Consider the following 14,083-nt stretch of genomic DNA (forward strand, 5'->3'; position numbering starts at 1 on the left):
TTCGTCGGTATTCCTCCACAGAAAAAGGCCCGTTAATAGCTAACGGGCCTTTTCTGTGGGGTAAATTTTAGCCCAGCGCTTTACTCGTCGGCTTCGCCGTCACGGCCGGCATTGCGCCGCGGCGCGCTGTAGTCGGTGCTATCGTCGTCGCCGGTCCTGTTCTCCTGGCGGGCCGCCGAGCCGTAGTTTTGGGCCGCATCTTCGGCGCGCTGTTCGCCTTTGGCGGGCGAGCCGGCGGTGCTGCCGGCTTTGCTGTCGTCGTAGGCATCGTTATAGGAACCGCCGCGCGAGCCGATACCCTGAGCGGCATCGCCTTTGTTGGCGGCGGGCTGCGTGTAGCCGTTGCGCTCGCCGCCGGTGTTGTTATCGGGCACGCTGTTGGGCTGGTCGCGGCCCCGGTCGCCGTAGCCCTGGCCGCGCTGGTTGGCCATTTCGGGCTGGTTGGTGGAGTAGGTGCCGGAATCATGGCGGCCTTCTTTCTCGTTAGCACCACCCTCAGCGGGCATGTAATCCCCCATCTGGTTGCGGTGTTCGCCTTCGGCAATATTGCCGGTGCGCTGTCCAGAGGCATCGCCGGAGCGGAGCGACGTGTGACCGTAGTCGGCCGCGAAACCGGTATCGACGCTTCTAGGCGAGCCGTTGTCGTTTAACCGAGGGTTGCCAGTAGTGCGCATGGAGTCTGTCGCGGCTCCGGCTTCGAAACCGTATTCGGTGCGGCTGTCGGGGCGGGCATCGCGGCCGTCGTAGCTGCGGTAGGCATTGTCCTGCTCGCCGGGGCGGCCGGGGCCGCCGTAGTACTTGTCTTCGGCGGTGTTGTTGGGTTCGTAATCGGCCATGCGGTTCTGGTTGCCGAAGCCGCCGTGAGTGGTGCCGCCCAGGTCCTGCGCACCAAACTCACCCCGGTTGGGGTCGCTGTCCTGGTTTTCGCGGCGGTCCTGGTCGTGGTAGCTGCCCTGGGTGCTATTGCTGAAATTGCCGCCGTAGGAGCCCTCCGGCACCAGATGGGCCGGGTCGGCTTCCTTGTTTTCCTGGGGCTGGCCATCGGCGTCCACGGCTCCCTGCGCCATGCTGGTTTCGGCATCGGCCAGCGTTTCGCTAGTTACCGGGGCAGGCGCGGCGTGGCTGGCAGGCGGCTTGGGTGGGCCGCCTGGCTGCCCCACGCCCTGGCCGGGCGGGGTGTGCTTGGTGGCAGTGTTGCCCACCGGTCCGTCGATGCGGTTGCCGGCGATGTCGTTGGGTTCGGTGTTCAGGTTTTCTTCGGCGTCGGTCATGGCGGTGGGCTGATAATTAAGAGGTGAGCATTAGCCAAAGGCTGCTTATCTATACGCACCACCGAACCCGTTGTTTTCGAAGCGGACCGGGCGCGGGGGTGGACACGGTTTTCGGCGGTGCCATTTTACCTTTGCCTGGCAGCGGCCCGCCGCGCTCCGATTTCAGGCCCTCTGCCAGCCGGATGCGGAGCTTCCAAACCCGATTCATTTTACCCTTACCCCACGCTCATGCTTACCGGCACCGTTAAGTTTTACAACGACACCAAAGGCTTTGGCTTCATCATTGCCGACGACAATCAGGAAGAAATCTTCGTGCACCAAACCGGCCTCATCCACGAAATCCAGGAGGGCGACCGGGTGCAGTTCAACATCAAAGCCGGCAAGAAAGGCCCCAACGCCGTGGACGTAACTCGCGTGCAATAATCTTAAAGCGCTGGCATCAGGCAGTCGGCAATCAGACGGCCAATGCAGCGTCTATTTATTTAGAAAACAAAAGGCCGGCTCCGCATTGTGCGGAGCCGGCCTTTTGTTTTTCCGGTCATTTTCAACTGACTACTTCTTTGCCACATGCTTGGCCACGCGCACGCCCACAGCCATGAGGCCGGGCAGCTGGTCTTGGCGCATGTACTGCTCCAGGGTCAGGGTGTAGTTGCCGGGCTTGGCAAAGTGCTGATTGGGCAGGGCCAGGGCTTGTAGGTCGTAGATGTCGCCGGTGCCGCTGCCTTTGGGTTCGCCGGTTTTAGGGTCCATCAGCAGGATTTGGTGCAATAGCGGCGGGCCAGCCGGGCCAGCGGGACCAGTCAGCGTGTGCTTCACATACAAGTTGTAAAACCCATAAGCCGAAGCAAACCGGACGTTGAAAAACACGTCGTAGCGCGCCGCGGTGTCTTCAATAGCGAAGGTGAAAGCGGGCTTCTGCTGCACGTCCCACGAGTACTTGGGGAAATCGATATTCTGTTCAAAAACCCGGTTGGGGTCGCAGGCCGTGAGCAGACTTAGCAGTCCGCCCACCACGACCATCTTCCATGCAAAACGCTGATTCATATTAATAACTGGCATTCAAAAACAAAACAGCGTTGACTAGGAACCGGCCGGAGCCGGGGCCGCGCCGGAGGCAGCTCCGCCTTCACCGGCCGGGCCACGGCCGCCGCGGCGGTTGCGGCCGCCCCGGCCTTCGCGGCGCTCACCACCTTCGCGGCGGGGGCGCGGCTCGCTTCCACCCTCGGCGGCGTGACGGGGTGTAGCACCAGCGGTAGAGTCGGTTCGGCGGGGGTTATCGGGGCGGCGGTGGCGGCCGCCTTCGGGGCGCGGTTCGCCGGCTTCGCCCTCGGGGCGGGGTGCGTCGCTGCGGTTGCGGCCGCCGCGGCGGTTGCTGGGGCGGGCGGCGGCACCACGGCGGCCGCGCTGCTCGGCCGTATCGCCCAGGGCGGGTACCGGGTTGTCGGCATCGCCGGGACCGGGGCTGGTCATTTGCTCGGGCGGGCGGGGGCCGCCGGGCGCGGCACCGGCGGGGCGGCGGCCATCGCGGGCGGGCCGGCCGTCGCGAGACGGGCGGCTTTCGCGCGGCGCGGCGCCCGGCTCCTGGGCAGCGCGGGGCTCACGCTCGGGACGGGGCGCCCGAGGTTCGCGTGGCTCACGGCCTTCACGCGGAATGCGGGCTTCGGTGGTTTCGGCACTGCTCTCTTTTTCGCCGCGGCCTTTTTTGCGCTTGCTGCGCTTGGCGCTCGATTTGATTTTGTCGTCGAGGCGGTCGAGGGAGCCCTCCACGATGGCCGATACTTCGGGTTCTGGGGCTTCTTCACGGGGCGGCAGCAGGCTTTCAATGACCTCGCCGCGCTTGTTCATTTCCAGCAGCTCGCGCACGCGGGCCGTGTCCAGCATCACCCAGTTGTTGTCGCCCTTGAAGGCAAACCACATGCGGCGGCGGAAGATGTCGGTTTTCTGCAAAAAAGCCTCGCCCTTGCTGGTTTTCAGGGGACGCTGCACCTGCGGAATGTCCTTCAGGGCATCGAGGTACGCATCCAGCTCATAGTTGAGGCAGCACTTGAGGCGGCCGCACTGGCCGGCCAGCTTCTGCGGGTTCAGGCTCAGGTTCTGGTAGCGGGCGGCGGTGGTACTCACGGTTTTGAAGTCGGTGAGCCAGGTCGAGCAGCACAGTTCGCGCCCGCAGATGCCGAGGCCGCCGATGCGGCCGGCTTCCTGCCGCAAGGAAATCTGCCGCATTTCCACGCGCACCCGGAACTCGTCGGCCAGGCGGCGGATGAGCTCGCGGAAATCAACCCGGTCCTCGGCCGAATAATAAAAGAGGGCGCGGGTACGGTCGGCTTGGTATTCCACGTCGCTCAGCTTCATGCGCAGGCGCAGCTCGCTCACCATGGCGCGGGCCCGGAACATGGTGCCGGTTTCGAGGTCGCGCACGGCCTGCCACCGCTCCTCGTCGTCGGGGGTGGCGATGCGCAGGATGTTGCGGATTTCCTTCGAGTCCGCGGATACCTTCTTCTTGCGCATTTGCAGGCGCACCAACTCGCCCTTGAGCGAGACGTGGCCGAGGTGCCAGCCCGAGCCAGCGGCATCCACCACCACGGCATCGCCGGTCACGAGCGGCAGACGCAAATCATTGCGCATAAACTCTTTGCGGCCGCCTTTGAAGCGTACTTCCACGAGGTCGAAACCAGCAAAGGAGTCGGGAATTTCTACGTCCTGGAGCCAGTCGAAGACGTTCATGCGGGTGCAGCCGCCGGAGCTACAGCCCCCTTTGGAGCCGCAGCCCCCTACTTTGGTGGTGCCGCAGCCCCCACCGGTTGAACATGATGCACAAGCCACGAGTCAGACAATTATATAGTTGGGCGAAAAGCTGGTTTTCGCGAAAATTCGGTTCCTAGCAAAGATACGCAATTAGCACAGGGCACTTCCGACAGGCCAATAACAAGGTCCGGAGCACTTCTATCCCGGGCAGGCCGCCCCAAGTGCGGGCAACAAGTGCCCTACTCAATCGTGTAATTATTAAAATAGTTTATTAGACCGGCACTTATAAAATTTTGTCATTTTTCACAATTAAAAACCCATAAAACCTATTTATTCGCCATTAAATCGGTTTTTGATTAAACTTTTTTCAAAACATTTAATGTTGATTGATGCGATTCACAATTTCAGCCACATATATTCGCCCATTCTTCACCAAAACCTCACCACCAAAAAGTTCTATGAAAAATTTCAAACTTCTCACCCTCCTTGCGCTGGCCGGCGCAACTCTATCTCTGTCGTCGTGCAGCAAAAAGGAAGAAGCCACTGCGGCTCCTACAGTTGCTTCGGCAGATGCAATGGCTCAAATCAAAGCCCTAGGTTTTAGCACGCAGGACGTAAAGAAAGTTGATGCTGGCTACGTGGTGGAAGGCGACATACTGCTGACCCCGGAGCTGCTGGCCAGTGCCCCCGGCTACTCCACTCTCCGCGTAGGCGACCAGGAGCAGTACCGCACCACCAACCTGGTGGGCAGCCTGCCGCGCGTGCTCACGGTAAGCCTCAGCAGTTCGTTTCCTGCCGCCTATACATCGGCCATTGATGAAGCCATCCGGCGCTATAACGCTGCGGGCCTGCGCATCACGATGCGCCGCATCACCTCGGGCACGGCCGACCTGCCCGTGAAGTATTCGTCGAACCTGGGGCCGGGCGTACTGGGCCAGTCGGGCGGCTTCCCCAGCGGTGGCAACCCCGCACCGGGCTTCACGCTGGTGCCCAATGTGATTAACAGCTCGAACGTTAACTACATCGCCACCATCATGGCGCACGAGATGGGTCACTGCATTGGCATGCGCCACACCGATTACTACAACCGCGCCATCAGCTGCGGCGGCAGCGCTTCCAACGAAGGTGCCAGCTCAGTGGGAGCCATCCTCATCCCCGGCACGCCCTCGACGGCCGAGTCGAACTCCTGGATGCTGGCCTGCGTGGGCAACGGTGTAAACCGCCCCTTCACCGCCAACGACCTGACGGCCCTGAACTACATCTACTAGCCGCGGCTAGTAACCCCAATAAAAAGCCCCGGCTCTCGTCAGAGCCGGGGCTTTTTGCTGTTTTCCCGCATCCAAATCCGGCGGACTTATTGAATGACAATCTTCAGGGTTTGCCCGGGCTTGTTATCCTGCTGCACCTGGAGCAGATACATCCCCGGCTTCAATCCATTGGTTTCTATCAGGTTAACCAAGCCTTCAGCAATTGCTGTGCGCTGAAACCGGCCCAGCATATCGTAGAGGCGGATGGCCACGGGAGCAGCGCTATTGGCAACCACGGTGAGCGGGGCACCGGCCAGCACGGGGTTGGGATAAGCCTGAATCAGGCCGGCTTGCAGCAGGAAAGCTTCTTCGGTGTCGCTGTAAAATTGCTGGCTGGCTACATTGTCGAGGCGCACGCGGTAGAGGTAGCGGCCGGCGGCTGCGGGCTGGTCGGTGAAGGTAAACGTAGTGCTGGTGACCGGGCTGATGGTTTGCAAGGCCTCAAAGCTGCCATCGGGCCGCTGGCGCTCCAGCGTAGCCGATTTGAGGTGATACACCGTGCCAAGGATTACATCGAAGCGGATGGTTTCATCGACCAGCTGCCGGGGCAAAAAGGAGCGAAAGTAGCACGCCGTGCCTTGCGTGGTGTAATTGATGGTGGTGCCCGGCTGGCCCACGCGCCCGCCCACCACGGGGGCCACGGCGTAGTACAGCACCGGCACCTGGGCCCGGCTGAGTACGAGGGCGGTATCAGCCGTTTGTGTCAGGGGCTCAAGCTGCGTAGCGCCCAATTGATATACTTGATAGCGGGCCACGCCCGGGATGCGTGGCCATTGCAGCAGCGCTTCTTCGGGACAGGCGTAGCCGACTTGCAGGGAGGGAGCCCGCACAATAGCGAATGTATCGGAAATGAATTCGCTGCTGCCGCTCACCAGCCGCAGCTGGGCCAGCGTGGCCGTATCGGGCACGGCCCAGGTGGCGCGGCGGTCGGCCAACGGTACCGATGCATTCAATATGCGCCAACCAGGACGGCCCACGGGACGGTAATCGAGGCGGGCGGTAGCAGTGGCCGGGCCGCTCCACTGCCAGCGCAGGCTGGCGGTGGTCGTGGGCCGCAGGTTATCGGGGCGTACGGGGTAGGTCCAGGTCAGGCCGGGCGGGTTGAATTCGTAGGCCAAGCTAAAGGCTTGCGGGCCTTGCGGCACGGCGTAGCCGCGCACGTGCAGCTCGTAGGTGCCGGCGGCGGGCAGCGTGAGGGTGATTTGCTCGGCGTTGTTGATATGGTCGGCACGGCGGCGGGCGGGGCGGGCCAGCGAGTCGGCATTGGGGTAGGCACTCAGGGCCCAGGGTAACCAGCGCTGGCCGGTGCTCACGGCTACCAACTCCAGGTCGAGGTCGTTGACGAGGGCGGCGGCGGCGTTGGCGGCGGCGGCGGGGTCGCTCCACACCAGCGTGGCTTTCAGTTGCTGCTGGCCGGCGGGCACGGTGATGCGGAATACCTGGTCGGCACCCTGGCCGGCGCTGCCGGCGAAGAAGCGCCTGGCACGCAGGGTGCTCACCGCCCCCAGCGCATCGGCCTGCCCGAAGCCACTGAGGTAGTCGATTTCGGCCGTGCCGAGGTCGTCGGCGCTGTTCAGGAGCACGGCTTTGACGAGGGCGGCGGGCGGCAGGGCACCGGCGTGCTGGTCGCGGTACTGTTGCTGAAGCAGAATACTGATGCCTGACACCAGCGCAGCCGCTTCGGACGAGCCACCTTCGCCGTAGGCCACCAGCTCGGGTTTGATGCGGCCATCATACGCCGGGCCGCGTGAGCTGAGGATGGCCACCTGTCCGCTGGGGTCGGTAGCGCCCACGGTCAGGGTGTTTTTCGACATCTTGAACTGCCCGCTGACGTTGGCGAACCGGGGAATGTCTTTATAAACGCCGCTGGGGCTGGCCGACGAGCCCACATTGCCCGATGAAAAAACGTGCAGCAGCTGCGGCAGCTGTTGCGTCTGCTGGTCATAAGCCTGTGATTCGAGGCCGTAATAGTTTTCGATGCCAACGCCATAGGAGTGGTTTTGGACCGACACGCCTGCCTGGGTGAGTTGGGCAACATCGTCGGGCAGCAGGCGGGCGAAGTCGGACGTAGCCAGCCGTACGGCCCGGGCGGCACCACGGCCCAGCGGGTCGGAGTTGCCGGCGCCGCCCAATAGCGTGGCCATGGCCGTGGCGTGGTCGGAATAGGGTTTGGCAAACGCGCCCGGGTTCACTACGCGGCCTTTCAGGTCAATGTCATCAGGGTCGAAGGGTAGTTCTTTGACCGAGGCCGTGAGGCCTTGCCCGGTGAGGTCGGGGAAGCGGGCGTGCACCGCCGAGATGACGTTTACCGATAAATCGGAATTGCCGAGGCGGCGCTCCTCGTGGGCGCGGCGGTCGGCCACGTCCACAAATTCCACACCCGGCGCGGTGGCGAGCTGGGCCGGCGTGAGGCCCGTGATGGTGAGCGTGCGGGCATCGGGGCCGGGCTGGGCTAGCTGCGCGGCGGGCTGGTGCTGCCGCGCCCACTGCCGGAAGGCCGGGCCGTCGGCCACGCGAATGCGGAGCGGGCGGGGCGCATTGGTTGCGGAAGCAGCTTGTAGGCCCGGAGCCAGCTTTTCTATAGTAGAATGGCTAACCTGCGCTTGGGCACTGAGCAACTGCGGTAGCAATAGCCCCAGCAGCAACGCCCACCGACCACAGCGCAAAGGCTTTGAAACAGATATCAACTCACCTCGAAAATACCCCATGTAGTCAGCCTATCAGATGAAATTGCCGGCCCACAGGGCCTTTGCCAAAGGTAAAACATACTTTCCCGGCTGCCACCAAAAGAGAAAGGAACCCGCTTGCGCAGATTCCTTTCCTTATTAACAGCTAGTTACAAACTACTCGCCGGGTTTCAGCACCACTTTGGTGCAGTTGTCCTTTTTGTTGCGGAAGATGTCGTAGGCGTGCGGAGCCTGCGAGAGGGGCAGGCGGTGCGAAATGATGTCGTCGAGGCGCACGTCGCCGTTGGCCACGTGGGCCAGCAGCTTGTCGATGTGCTTGTGGGCCGGGGCCTGGCCGCCTTTCAGCGTGATGCCCTTGTCGAAGAACTGATGGATGGGGAAGTTATCAAACGGCGAAGAGTACACGCCCAGCACCGACACGAACCCGCCCCGGCGCACGGCGCTCATGCAGGCCAGCAGCACCTTGTCGGAGCCTTTTTCGAGGTTGACGACTGATTTGGCGCGGTCAGCCAGGTTACGGTCGGGCTCGAAGCCCACGGCTTCCACCACCACATCGGCCCCATAGCCTTTGCTCATGGCGCGGATTTCGTCGACCACTTGCTTATGGTTTTCCCACAGAATGCCTTCGGCGCGGGCCGCTTGCTTGGCCTTATCCAAGCGGTACTGCTGGGTATCGACGATGATAACCCGGCTGGCCCCGCGCAGCCAGGCCGATTTGGCGGCCATGATGCCCACCGGACCGGCCCCGAAAATGGCCACGATTTCGCCGCCCCGCACATTGGCCCAGTCGATGCCCGTGTAGCCCGTGGGGAAGATGTCGGTGAGGAAGAGCACCTGCTCATCGGTGAGGTTATCCGGCACTTTGCGGGGGCCGTTGTTGGCGTAGGGCACGCGCACGTACTCGGCCTGGCCGCCGTCGTAGCCGCCGTACAGGTCGGTGTAGCCGAACAGGGCGCCGCCCTTTTCGGTCATCAGGCCGCCCTCAGGGCCGTAGTGGTCGGGGTTGGAGTTTTCGCAGTGGCCGGGCAGGTCGTGGTTGCAAAACAGGCAATGGCCACAGGCCACCGGGAAGGGCACCACCACACGGTCGCCGCGCCGGAGGTTGGTGACGCCCTTGCCCACTTCCTCCACAATGCCCATGAACTCGTGGCCGAGCGTCATCGGCTTGGGCTGGGGAATGCTGCCGTTGTAGATGTGCAGGTCGGAGCCGCAGATGGCCGTGCTGGTCACGCGCAGGATTACATCGCGCGATTCCTTGATTTCGGGGTCGTCCACGTTATCGACACGAACGTCTTTGGCACCGTGAATGCGGAGAGCTTTCATAAAGCAGGAGTTAGGAATGAAACAGAAGAACCTGTGCTCCTAACGGGCTGCTTTTCCGGTGGGTTGCTATGATTGAGGCCGCCTAGCCGTTAGGCTCCACCGTAGCTACCCGTCTTACATCTGATACACAGCCACGCCCGCCGCCGTGAAAATATAGGCGTACGTTTCGCCCACCAGCACCTGCCGTACCGCGCCGGGGTCGAGGCCGGCGGGCAGGGCCACGCGCCGCTCGCTCAGGTTGTAGAGGTGGAAGAAGTGGATGGCGCCGGCTTCCAGAAAGTACAGCTCATCGCCCCGGAAGCCCACCGTGCCGAGGCCCGGGAAAGGCAGCTTCTTCTTGTAATTTCCGAGATTGTCGAACACGTACACGCCGGTGCTGCGGTCCACGAGGTAGGTGTTGTTCTGGTACTGCCGAATGAACCGAAAATCGGGCCGCGAACGGCCAATGATGAGGTCCAGCGGCGTGTTCTGCACCAGGCGCAGGGTGTTGGGGTCGAATTCGCGCAGCACTAGGTTGCTCTCATCAAGTAGCCAAATGAAGTTGTCCGGAGCCAGCGTGGCCACACGCACCGTGCCGTCGAGGTAATCCGCTAGTCGGACTTCGCTGATGGGCGACAGGAACCTATCGAGCAGCACCAGCTGCTGCCGGTCATCGTTGAAAACGAGCGTACTGGTCACGTTCCAGGCTTCGACCTGGGCTACGTGGCCGGGTTGGGTAGGGGCGTAGGTGTTCAGGGGCAGGCCTTCGGGGCCGTATTGGCGGAGGTTGTTGTCGGCATCGGCCACGTAAAGCGCGCCGCGCCGGTCGAGCGAGGCCGCGCCGGGATTGGGCAGTTTGATGAGGCGCAGCAGCTTCCAGGCAGCCACGGTAGGCGCGGCCGTGGCATCCAGCACGGGTGCAGGGGCCGGCTGCACGGGAGCCACGGTCTCCTTTGATGCCGGCGCGGCCGAGGCAGCAGAGGGCACAGTGGTTTGGGCGCGGGCGGCGATGCCCGCCAGTAAAAACACGGCGAGACACTGTGCCTTTAAATACTGCGGGAAACTGCGTGAAATGCCGTCCACGCTACTGCTCAAAATGCCGCAAGGCCAGCTCATTTCCATCATATACGCCGTAGCTGCAATAATTGACCCACTCCCCCAGGTTCACGTAGCGGCTGCCGGGGGCCACTTCCACGTCCAGCGGCAGGTGGCGGTGGCCGAAAACGTAGTAGTCGTGGTGCAAACGCGTTTCCAGCTCGCGGCAGTATTGCAGCAGCCATTCCTCGTCGCCGAAGTACACGGTGTCATCCTTGCCCACCTGCATCCGGCTGCGGCGGCTCCACTTATTGGCCATGCCAATGCCAAAATTGGGGTGCAGCCGCGCAAACAGCCACTGCGCCACGCCCGAGGTGAACACCTGCTTCAGGGCCTTGTAGCTGTAGTCCTTCGGCCCCAGCCCGTCGCCGTGCCCGATGTGGAACATCTTATCACCAATCCGTTGGCTCACCTCCTGGCGCAGCACCGGAATGCCCATTTCTTGGGTGAAGTAGCCGAACATCCACATGTCGTGGTTGCCGGTGAAGATGGTGATGGGCAGGCCGCCATCCGTCAGCTCCGCCAGCTTGCCCTGCAAGCGGCTGAACCCGCGCGGAATGGCATGCTTGTACTCAAACCAGAAATCGAACAAGTCGCCCAGTAAGTAAATGGCCGCCGCATCCTTTGCCGCTTCATCCAGCCAGCGCACGATGCGCTTCTCCCGCGCCAGCGAGGACGCCGCATCGGGTGCCCCCAGGTGGAAATCGGAAGCGAAATAAACCCGTTTGCCGGGCGGCAGGATAAGGTCAGAAAGTAAATGGGGCGACTTCATTCAGGTAAGTTTTCGGCGTCGTCTTCCAGCAGGAATAGCGCAATGCGGCGCGGGCCGTGGGCCCCGAGCACGAGGGTTTTTTCAATATCGGCGGTGCGGCTGGGGCCGCTGGTAAGCGACACCATGGAGGGCATTCCTGCGCCGTAGCGGCTTTGCAGCACGCGCAGGGCCTCCCCTATCTCGTTTACCACCTGGCGGGGGCGGGCCAGTACCAAATGTTGGTCGGGATAAATGCTCAGCCGCCGCCCGCTGGCCGTGGCCGCCGATACCAGCACGCTGCCGGTACGGGCCACCAGTGCCTCGCAGGAGGTCAGGCTCAAATCAGCCTTGGCGATAAAATCGGTTTCATCGGCCTGAAAAGCGATGCCTGCCTGGTAGAGCAGCGCCTGCATTTCGGGCTCCCACACGTAGGGCGCGCCCACCTGCTGCCGCTGCCGGAAGCCTGCCACCTGCGTTGCCAGGTGCGGCAGCGACTCGCAGTAGTAAAACTCACCGCCCACACGCTGGAAGCTTTCGGCAAATGCCACCACAGCATCGGCGTTGTTCAGCGGCGGATGCACTGGCGCTGCAAAATCAGGACGAGGCGGCAACGGGGCAGGACCAGCCGCCAGCCCCTGGCGAATGCGGGCTAAAACGGCATCGCGGGAAGAATCAGCCATGACGAGAGAGTTGCGGGTTGAAGCTGCCAAAGGTAACCGTTGCCCGATAACCGGCATTACTTCACCAAAAAAGCCCGCCTCCTAAGTGGAAGCGGGCTTTCTTATTGTTAAACCTGAGCCGGAAAACTACCCCGCAACCGCGCTGCCGTTAGCAGCAGGGGTCTCGTTGTTGCGATTGTCGTCCACGCCGGGCAAGTGCAGTTCGGGTAAGTCGTTGCCGAGCTTGCCACCGGCGGCCTGTTCGCCTTTCACCTCCGAAGCGGTTTCGCTGCGGTCGGTGCCGGCCATGTGGGCCTGGTAGTTGGTCTGGGTTTCGAAGGGACGCGGACCCACGAGGCGGGTCAGGTCTTCCTGTTGCAACACCTCTTTTTCCAGCAACTCCTTGGCGATTACCTCCAGCTCGTGGCGGCGCTCCGTCAGCAGGTCTTTGGTACGGGTGTAGGCGTTTTCAATGATGGTGCGCACTTCCTCGTCAATCATCTGCGACGTGGCTTCCGAGTAGGGCTTCGAAAAACCGTACTCGTTCTGGCCTTTCGAGTCGTAGAACGACACGTTGCCGAGCTTCGAGTTCATGCCATACATCGTCACAATGGAGTAGGCCATCTTGGTGATGCGCTCCAGGTCGCTCAGCGCGCCAGTCGAGATTTTGCCAAATACCAGCTCCTCGGCGGCGCGGCCACCCAGGGCCATGCACATCTCATCGGTCAGCTGCTCGGTGTTGTACAGGAACTGCTCTTTCGGCAGGTACTGCGCGTAGCCGAGCGCGGCCACACCACGGGGCACAATGCTCACTTTCACCAGCGGGTCGACGTGTTCCAGGAACCAGCCCGCGATGGCGTGGCCGGCTTCGTGGTAGGCCACGATGCGCTTCTCGCCGGGCGAGATGATTTTGTTCTTCTTCTCCAAACCACCAATCACGCGGTCGATGGCGTCGGTGAAGTCCTGGTCGGTGATGAATTTCTTGTCGCGGCGGGCAGCAATCAGCGCGGCCTCGTTGCAGACGTTGGCAATTTCGGCGCCGGCAAAGCCCGGGGTTTGGGCCGAGAGGCGCTTAGCATCTACGTCGGGGCCCAGCGTCAGCGGCTTCAAGTGCACATTGAAAATCTGGGTGCGGCCGTTGATGTCCGGCTTGTCGATGCTGATTTGACGGTCGAAACGGCCGGGGCGCAGCAGGGCCGAGTCCAAGGTATCAGGCCGGTTGGTGGCGGCCAAGATGATAACGCCGGAATCGGTGCCGAAACCGTCCATTTCCACCAGCAGCGAGTTCAGGGTGTTTTCGCGCTCGTCGTTGCCGCCGGGCATCGAGCCCTTGCTGCGCGAACGACCCACGGCGTCAATCTCATCAATGAAGATGATACAGGGCGCCTTAGCCTTGGCTTGCTTGAACAGGTCACGAACGCGAGCCGCGCCCACACCTACGAACATCTCCACAAAGTCGGAGCCCGAAAGTGAGAAGAATGGCACGTCGGCTTCACCGGCTACGGCTTTGGCCAACAGGGTTTTGCCGGTACCGGGAGGGCCTACCAGCAGTGCACCTTTCGGAATCTTGCCGCCGAGAATGGTGAACTTGCTGGGGTTCTTGAGGAACTCCACAATCTCCTGCACTTCCTCCTTGGCTTCTTCGAGGCCGGCTACGTCTTTGAAGGTGATTTTCACCTTGTCGCCGCCCTCAAACAGGGCGGCTTTGCTCTTGCCAATGCTGAAAATCTGGCCGCCGGGGCCACCAGCGCTACCCATGCGGCGCATCAGGAACCAGAAGCCGACAATCATCAAGACAATGAAGCCGTAGGTGCCGATGTAATCGCCGGGGCTGGAACGCTCCTCAATGTTGATGGGCAGGCGCTGGGCGGCGGGCACGTTTTTCTGCAGCGCGTCCAGGTTTTCCTGGAATAGCTTGGCATCCACCACCGGGAAATAAAACTGCGAGCCCACGCCCGATGCGCCAAATGGCGTGCGGCGCGTGAGCTCCTGCCGGTACTTGGCCTGCGCCGCCTCCTTCAGGGTCACTTCCACCACTTTCTGGTTGCTCACGATGGTGACGGCCTGCACATCGCCGGCCGCCAGCATGCTCTCGAAGCGCTGCTGGTTGATTTTGGCGGGCGAGTTGAGGTTATTCACCCACATCACCCCAAATAAAAACACCAGCAAGCCCGCCAGCACCCACAGCTGCAAGCCCGGCCGCGGACTAGGCACCGGGGCAATGGGCTTCTTCTTTTTATTGTTATTCAGATTTTTATCCGACATG

Annotated in this window: 11 protein-coding genes; 2 read left to right on the top strand and 9 right to left on the bottom strand. The window is 62.2% G+C overall.

Going from position 1 to position 14,083, the window contains the following annotated elements:
• Positions 1–80: 80 nt before the first annotated feature.
• Positions 81–1,271: a hypothetical protein gene (locus tag ACYU7Q_RS17785; protein ID WP_460610769.1), complete on the bottom strand. Its 1,191-nt coding sequence runs from the start codon at positions 1,269–1,271 to the stop codon at positions 81–83.
• 228 nt (positions 1,272–1,499) lie between these two features.
• Here ACYU7Q_RS17785 and ACYU7Q_RS17790 point away from each other — a divergent pair, with 228 nt between their 5' ends.
• On the top strand, positions 1,500–1,694 hold the full coding sequence (locus tag ACYU7Q_RS17790) for a cold-shock protein (protein ID WP_198069229.1): 195 nt from the start codon (positions 1,500–1,502) through the stop codon (positions 1,692–1,694).
• A gap of 129 nt (positions 1,695–1,823) precedes the next feature.
• On the opposite strand, the gene ACYU7Q_RS17795 is transcribed toward ACYU7Q_RS17790, so the two are convergent.
• Both ACYU7Q_RS17795 and ACYU7Q_RS17800 read right to left on the bottom strand, forming a co-directional pair.
• Positions 1,824–2,315: a gliding motility lipoprotein GldH gene (locus tag ACYU7Q_RS17795; protein WP_460610770.1), complete on the bottom strand. Its 492-nt coding sequence runs from the start codon at positions 2,313–2,315 to the stop codon at positions 1,824–1,826.
• 36 nt (positions 2,316–2,351) lie between these two features.
• Positions 2,352–3,995 (bottom strand): PSP1 domain-containing protein, encoded by a 1,644-nt coding sequence (locus ACYU7Q_RS17800; RefSeq protein WP_460610771.1) that lies wholly within the window; start codon positions 3,993–3,995, stop codon positions 2,352–2,354.
• A gap of 479 nt (positions 3,996–4,474) precedes the next feature.
• Here ACYU7Q_RS17800 and ACYU7Q_RS17805 point away from each other — a divergent pair, with 479 nt between their 5' ends.
• The gene (locus ACYU7Q_RS17805; protein WP_460610772.1) at positions 4,475–5,284 is read left to right on the top strand and encodes a M57 family metalloprotease; all 810 of its coding nucleotides are present in this window, start codon (positions 4,475–4,477) and stop codon (positions 5,282–5,284) included.
• 86 nt (positions 5,285–5,370) lie between these two features.
• On the opposite strand, the gene ACYU7Q_RS17810 is transcribed toward ACYU7Q_RS17805, so the two are convergent.
• The 6 genes from ACYU7Q_RS17810 to ftsH form a co-directional block, all read right to left on the bottom strand.
• The gene (locus tag ACYU7Q_RS17810) at positions 5,371–7,836 is read right to left on the bottom strand and encodes a S8 family peptidase (protein ID WP_460610773.1); all 2,466 of its coding nucleotides are present in this window, start codon (positions 7,834–7,836) and stop codon (positions 5,371–5,373) included.
• Between the two features lie 330 nt (positions 7,837–8,166).
• A complete protein-coding gene (locus ACYU7Q_RS17815; RefSeq protein WP_460610774.1) occupies positions 8,167–9,333 on the bottom strand; it encodes a zinc-dependent alcohol dehydrogenase in 1,167 nt (388 codons plus the stop codon).
• Positions 9,334–9,447: 114 nt separating this feature from the next.
• Positions 9,448–10,341, bottom strand: coding sequence for a hypothetical protein (locus ACYU7Q_RS17820; RefSeq protein ID WP_460610775.1), 894 nt, complete (start codon positions 10,339–10,341; stop codon positions 9,448–9,450).
• Positions 10,342–10,396: 55 nt separating this feature from the next.
• Positions 10,397–11,179 carry a UDP-2,3-diacylglucosamine diphosphatase gene (locus tag ACYU7Q_RS17825; RefSeq protein ID WP_460610776.1) on the bottom strand — a complete coding sequence of 261 codons (783 nt, stop codon included), beginning with the start codon at positions 11,177–11,179 and terminating at the stop codon, positions 10,397–10,399.
• Positions 11,176–11,838: a LutC/YkgG family protein gene (locus ACYU7Q_RS17830; RefSeq protein WP_460610777.1), complete on the bottom strand. Its 663-nt coding sequence runs from the start codon at positions 11,836–11,838 to the stop codon at positions 11,176–11,178. The genes ACYU7Q_RS17825 and ACYU7Q_RS17830 overlap by 4 nt, the downstream gene beginning before the upstream one ends.
• A 126-nt stretch (positions 11,839–11,964) precedes the next feature.
• Positions 11,965–14,082 carry an ATP-dependent metallopeptidase FtsH/Yme1/Tma family protein gene (gene ftsH / locus ACYU7Q_RS17835; RefSeq protein ID WP_460610778.1) on the bottom strand — a complete coding sequence of 706 codons (2,118 nt, stop codon included), beginning with the start codon at positions 14,080–14,082 and terminating at the stop codon, positions 11,965–11,967.
• Position 14,083 lies beyond the last annotated feature (1 nt).

The sequence above is a fragment of the Hymenobacter terrigena genome (assembly GCF_054776515.1).

Coding starts and splice junctions, on each gene's coding strand:
- ACYU7Q_RS17785 (WP_460610769.1), bottom strand. CDS start 1,271: ATGACCGACGCCGAAGAAAACCTGAACACCGAACCCAACGACATCGCC.
- ACYU7Q_RS17790 (WP_198069229.1), top strand. CDS start 1,500: ATGCTTACCGGCACCGTTAAGTTTTACAACGACACCAAAGGCTTTGGC.
- ACYU7Q_RS17795 (WP_460610770.1), bottom strand. CDS start 2,315: ATGAATCAGCGTTTTGCATGGAAGATGGTCGTGGTGGGCGGACTGCTA.
- ACYU7Q_RS17800 (WP_460610771.1), bottom strand. CDS start 3,995: ATGAACGTCTTCGACTGGCTCCAGGACGTAGAAATTCCCGACTCCTTT.
- ACYU7Q_RS17805 (WP_460610772.1), top strand. CDS start 4,475: ATGAAAAATTTCAAACTTCTCACCCTCCTTGCGCTGGCCGGCGCAACT.
- ACYU7Q_RS17815 (WP_460610774.1), bottom strand. CDS start 9,333: ATGAAAGCTCTCCGCATTCACGGTGCCAAAGACGTTCGTGTCGATAAC.
- ACYU7Q_RS17825 (WP_460610776.1), bottom strand. CDS start 11,179: ATGAAGTCGCCCCATTTACTTTCTGACCTTATCCTGCCGCCCGGCAAA.
- ACYU7Q_RS17830 (WP_460610777.1), bottom strand. CDS start 11,838: ATGGCTGATTCTTCCCGCGATGCCGTTTTAGCCCGCATTCGCCAGGGG.
- ftsH (WP_460610778.1), bottom strand. CDS start 14,082: ATGTCGGATAAAAATCTGAATAACAATAAAAAGAAGAAGCCCATTGCC.